This window comes from Thalassolituus sp. UBA2590, assembly GCF_002339775.1.
Taxonomy (GTDB): domain Bacteria; phylum Pseudomonadota; class Gammaproteobacteria; order Pseudomonadales; family Oceanobacteraceae; genus Thalassolituus.
Map to the genome: position 1 here is coordinate 1 of NZ_DDKU01000155.1, position 4,947 is coordinate 4,947.

A 4,947-nucleotide genomic window follows, 5' to 3' on the forward strand; every position below is an offset into this window, starting at 1 on the left:
AGTGAATACAGGGTCAGGGAGCTACCCGCGGCACCGGTAATGTCTTTTGCCTTGATTCGGGCCTGAACCGCACCAGCCGATGCGGTGTCTACCTTTTCGGCAGAGGCAGAAAGCTCACCGTTATCGTTAATCGTGACAACAAGAGTATCTGCAGTCAGTTCTGCAGGGTTACCGGTGAAAATCTGAAAATCCATCGTAGCTCCTTAGAGGGCAGGTTCGGTCGTATTCGGTGTAGCGAATTAAAGTGTTCCAGCTAAGTGTGCGGCCAGACCACGAAAATACAAGTGGCTGGGGTAACGGAAGCTAAAAAAAACAGTACAATGCTGCCTTGTGGTTACTCTCTGATTTACACGACAACTGCCTGATGCCAATCAGATCCGACAGGCAGATGACGACCAGACAAAACAGGTGCGGCACCGTTTGATCTTATTCCGATATTTATCACGTGAATTACTCGGCACAATGGGCGCCGTTACGATCGTGCTTCTCATGATTATGATGAGTGGCAGGCTTATCAATCAGCTGGCCTCCGCGGCTGCCGGTGAAATCCCTCTGGAAGTCGTCTTTTTCACGCTGCTTCTGAGAATGCCGTCGTTCCTTGAAATGATCCTTCCAATGGCGCTGTTTATCTCTGTACTGCTGGCGTACGGTCGCATGTACTCAGAGAACGAAATGAGTGTGCTTTCAGCAACCGGGTTTTCTGACCGTCGCTTGTTACTGTTTACGATGATTCCCGGCGCGGTCGTGATGGTGATCGTGGGGTCTTTTTCGTTATACCTCAGCCCTCTAGGTGCTGAGAAAATGGAAGATCTGTACAAAAAACAAGCAGAAATGACGGAGTTTGAGTTACTTGCCCCGGGCCGCTTTCAGAGTATGAAAAAAGGAACCCGGGTCACCTATACAGAATCACTGTCTGACAATAAGACGGTGATGAATCAGGTGTTCATCGCAGATGGCGATACCTTGATGCTCGCCGAGAAAGGCAGCCAGTACTTCAGTCAGGAAACCGGCTCACGTTTTCTGGAACTGCATAACGGTAAGCGTTTTGACCTGGCTGCTGATAGTGCGGAATTGCAGGTGCTTGAGTTCGAGCGTTATGGCGTGAAGATCGCGGATGAATCCGAGGACCGTCGTAAAGTACGTAAGGATGCGGTTGCCACACTGGATCTTTTATCTTCGGAAGACCCTAAGTTTCAGGCGCAGTTGCACTGGCGTTTGTCGTTGATTGTGATGGTGCCCGTGCTTGTGTTGATCGCTTTCCCTCTGTCTAAGGTTAATCCAAGGCAGGGACGCTTTGCACGTATGTTCCCAGCCATCATTCTGTTTATGGTCTACATCTCTTTGCTCATCGCTATGCGCGGCATGCTCGAGAAAGAGCGCGTTCCGGCTATGGCCATCTGGGCACTTCACCTCATTTATCTGGTAATAGGGCTGGCGCTTCTGGTTGGCCCTGAGATTCTCCGGCGTCGTCGGGCTGGGAGAGTCCTATGACCCGTCTTGACCGCTACGTTGGTAAGAGTGTCCTGATGGCCACACTGGTCGTTATTCTGGTGATTGTGGGTCTCGATGCAATTTTTACCTTAGTCGATGAGCTGGATCAGCTGAAGGGTGCCTATGGTTTTGTTGAGGCGCTTGAGTTCATGGCTCTGAGGCTACCTCGTCGGGCCTACGAGTACATGCCGATGGCGTGTCTGATTGGGTGTCTCGCCGGTCTCGGCGGACTTGCAGCCAGCAGTGAACTGACGGTGATGAGAGCCGCTGGACTGTCGGTTACCCGTATCATTTGGTCAGTGATTAAGCCGGTTGCGGTATTGATGGTTCTGAGTGTTGCTTTGGCGGAGTATGCGATTCCTACTCTGGAGAGAATGGCTCAGTCTCAGAAGGCGGTACAACAAGGCAAAGGCGAGCTGCTGTCGAATAAAGGCAAGGGCTATTGGCACCGTGAGGGTGACCAGTTCATGCGTTTCCGTGCCGTTGAACCTAATGGTGTTCTGCACGGTATTGCTGTCTTTTACTTCTCCCCAGAAAAAGAACTGACTCGCGTTGTGCGTGCGGAGAGGGCGATCTTTCAGCGTAGCCACTGGCAGATGCAGAATGTCCGTGAGCAGTTGATTAGCGACGATCAAAGCAGCGTGACTTCATACGGTTCTAAACGTTGGGATTCTGGTCTGACTCCCGAGAGCCTGAGCGTAGTCATGATCGAGCCACGGGATATGTCGATCTCAAATCTGTATGCTTATGCGCAGTATCTGGACGATCAGGATCTCAATGCAGATAACTATCTGTTGTCGTTCTGGAAGAAGGTCACGCAGCCTCTGAGTACCTTTGCCCTGGTACTGCTCGGTGCCGCCTTTATCTTCGGGCCATTACGACAGGTGACTGCAGGCTCGCGGATCTTTTCAGGGATTCTTGTGGGGCTGGTGTATAAATACCTGGAAGAGATGCTGGCACCGGCCAGTATCGTGCTTGGCTTCGCGCCAATTATGGCCAGTATTATCCCCATTGTTCTGAGTGCACTGATCGGAGTGCACTTGCTCCGTAAGAGCGGCTGACGAAGGTCAGCTGCCTTTCGGGCGATAAACAATACGTGTCAGCGACGCAATGTCGTGCCAGGTGCGTTCTTTTTTATCGATTAGCATCCAGAAATACCCCAGCCCAACAATGGCCAATGAGAAAAAGCCAGTAGCACTGCGCAGTATGCAGTGACTGAGTTTGACGGGTGAGTTGTCATTGGTAATCAGATAGATGTTCCACGCTTTCATACCAATGGTCTGACCGCCACGGCGCCATGAGTGCATGTAGTACAGAAAGCAGATGGTATAAAAGACAGAGCCGACCATTGCCGGGCTCAGGCGAACCATCTCTTCCTGACCAGTCATTGCGGATATTGCCGTAACCAGAATTCCACCCAGGATGATGTAGAGGGCGAGAAGTACCAACGCATCGTATGCCATAGCAGCCAGGCGACGAATAAGAGATGCGGTAGGGTAGTTTTGTAGCGACATGGAGTAAATAACCTCTGCAATCTGGTAACTGACGCCGGTCAGGACGCGTCCGGATGGGAATGTTAACATAAGCCCGAGACCAAAATTAAAGGAGTCATCTTATGGTTGATCTGTTTGATATCCGTCGTGAATACACGGCCGGGCGATTGGATGAAAATACGGCGGCAGAAAACCCTATGACTCAGTTTCATGCGTGGTTTGAAGAACAAAAAGCCGCAAGTCCTGACGAACCCACCATGATGACGGTCGCCTCCTGCGACAGCGATGGTCAGCCATGGCAGCGTATCCTTTTATTGAAGAGTTACGATGAAGACGGCTTCGTGTTTTTTACGAACTACACCAGCAATAAAGCCCGCCATTTTGAGGATAATCCAAAAGCTGCTTTGCATTTTGCCTGGTTGGCTCAGGAGCGGCAGGCCATGGTTCAGGGAGTGGTGACGAAAATCTCTCGGGAAGAGACCCAAGCCTATTTTCACTCGCGACCTCGAGAAAGCCAGTTGGGAGCCTGGGCATCCGACCAGAGTGCACCGCTCGCTAACCGCGCTGAACTGGAAGCTCGTTTTGAGAAGCTAAAAAGTGAATTTGAAGGGTGTGAAGTTCCGGTACCCGATCATTGGGGGGGGTATCGCTTAAGCCCGGAGCGTTTCGAATTCTGGCAAGGAGGAGAGGCGCGTCTGCACGATCGTCTGGAATATCTGCATAATGCCCAAGGCTGGATCAAGCAGCGCCTCAATCCTTAGTGAGACTCCTTAATCCGCCTTTAAGCGATGCTTACTGAACTTTCTGATCTCAGAGCCGGCGCATCAAATCGCGGCTCTGAGTGACGTAATGCCCACCAAAGAGTACGGCATGGTTCAACAGGTGAAACAGCTGATAGATACCTCTCCTTTCTTCGTATTCCTCTTCGATCTTACGCACACTCTGGTAGCCCTTATAGAAGGCATCAGGGAAGCGTCCAAAGAGTTCTGTCATAGCAAGATCAGCTTCAGCGTCACCGTAGTAGCATGCCGGATCGTAGATAACCGGGAGAGATCCGCGACTGTCAGGAATAAAACCGATATTTCCGGACCAGAGGTCACCATGAAGGAGAGACGCATCCGGCTGGTGATCTTTCAAGGCCTTCGAACAGGCATGCAGAACCCGGTCTGCACTGGTGAAGACATCCCCTTGACTGGCGAGCTCCCGCACCAGAGGCTCCAGGCGCTGCTCGACGAAAAAATCTGACCAGTTTTCACGCCAGCTGTTATTCAGTGGTGTAGGACCACAGTAGGTGGTCTTACCGTAGCCATAGCCCTGATCGCTGAGGTTAGCGTGCAGAGTGGCCAGTTCTACCCCCGCTTGTTGCCAGTCACCGTGAACCGCGAGCGGCAGGTGGGATAACAGGATGTATGAACGGCCATCTACCTCGCCGGTCGCGTAGGGTGCGGCAGTGCGGATGGCCTGCGTTCTGGCTATTTCCAGAAGACCCGATACTTCAGCTGCGAACTGGTCGCTAGCGAGTTCTGAAGCCGGCTGCATCTTAAGAAAGAAATCACCCGCTTCCGTATGAATGACAAACTGCTGTTGCTTACTGTTATTAAGGTGCTGGCAGTAATTAAGAATATCGCACGCGCCGACGGGTAGCTTGCGTTGGTCAATCGCATCGGCAAGCAGGCGAGTGAGTGTGTATTCGGGATTACTGTGCGATGCAGTCTGTGGGAGTGGCATAAGCAGACACCATTAATTGAACATTTGATCAGTATAGGTCGCCCTGCAGACGATAATGATGATCAGTTCTCAGAATAGCGTAACCCAGGTAAGGACGTGTGGGGGTTTTGTGTACGAAAGTAAACAGGCAAAAAAAAGCCCCGTAGCATTGCTGCTGCGGGGCTTTAAGAATTCGTGGTAGCTATGACTGGACTTGAACCAGTGACCCCAGCATTATGAATGCTGTGCTCTAACC

General features: G+C 51.5%; 6 protein-coding genes. 3 read left to right on the forward strand and 3 right to left on the reverse strand.

Going from position 1 to position 4,947, the window contains the following annotated elements:
* On the reverse strand, positions 1-194 hold a 194-nt coding region (locus B2067_RS13070; RefSeq protein WP_301388721.1), incomplete at its 3' end, for a M17 family peptidase N-terminal domain-containing protein.
* A gap of 214 nt (positions 195-408) precedes the next feature.
* On the opposite strand from B2067_RS13070, the gene lptF reads away from it, so the two are divergent.
* Both lptF and lptG read left to right on the forward strand, forming a co-directional pair.
* Positions 409-1,491 carry an LPS export ABC transporter permease LptF gene (gene lptF, locus B2067_RS13075; RefSeq protein ID WP_301388723.1) on the forward strand — a complete coding sequence of 361 codons (1,083 nt, stop codon included), beginning with the start codon at positions 409-411 and terminating at the stop codon, positions 1,489-1,491.
* Positions 1,488-2,552 (forward strand): LPS export ABC transporter permease LptG, encoded by a 1,065-nt coding sequence (gene lptG, locus B2067_RS13080; protein ID WP_301388725.1) that lies wholly within the window; start codon positions 1,488-1,490, stop codon positions 2,550-2,552. The genes lptF and lptG overlap by 4 nt, the downstream gene beginning before the upstream one ends.
* 6 nt (positions 2,553-2,558) lie before the next feature.
* On the opposite strand, the gene B2067_RS13085 is transcribed toward lptG, so the two are convergent.
* Positions 2,559-3,074, reverse strand: coding sequence for an RDD family protein (locus B2067_RS13085; RefSeq protein WP_301388726.1), 516 nt, complete (start codon positions 3,072-3,074; stop codon positions 2,559-2,561).
* Positions 3,075-3,106: 32 nt separating this feature from the next.
* On the opposite strand from B2067_RS13085, the gene pdxH reads away from it, so the two are divergent.
* A complete protein-coding gene (pdxH, locus tag B2067_RS13090) occupies positions 3,107-3,745 on the forward strand; it encodes a pyridoxamine 5'-phosphate oxidase (RefSeq protein WP_301388727.1) in 639 nt (212 codons plus the stop codon).
* Positions 3,746-3,794: 49 nt separating this feature from the next.
* On the opposite strand, the gene B2067_RS13095 is transcribed toward pdxH, so the two are convergent.
* The gene (locus B2067_RS13095; RefSeq protein ID WP_301388728.1) at positions 3,795-4,712 is read right to left on the reverse strand and encodes a fructosamine kinase family protein; all 918 of its coding nucleotides are present in this window, start codon (positions 4,710-4,712) and stop codon (positions 3,795-3,797) included.
* Positions 4,713-4,947 lie beyond the last annotated feature (235 nt).

Bases quoted from the DNA above. Each gene is read 5' to 3' on its own strand.
- lptG (WP_301388725.1), top strand. From the start codon at position 1,488: ATGACCCGTCTTGACCGCTACGTTGGTAAGAGTGTCCTGATGGCCACA.
- B2067_RS13085 (WP_301388726.1), bottom strand. From the start codon at position 3,074: ATGTTAACATTCCCATCCGGACGCGTCCTGACCGGCGTCAGTTACCAG.
- pdxH (WP_301388727.1), top strand. From the start codon at position 3,107: ATGGTTGATCTGTTTGATATCCGTCGTGAATACACGGCCGGGCGATTG.
- B2067_RS13095 (WP_301388728.1), bottom strand. From the start codon at position 4,712: ATGCCACTCCCACAGACTGCATCGCACAGTAATCCCGAATACACACTC.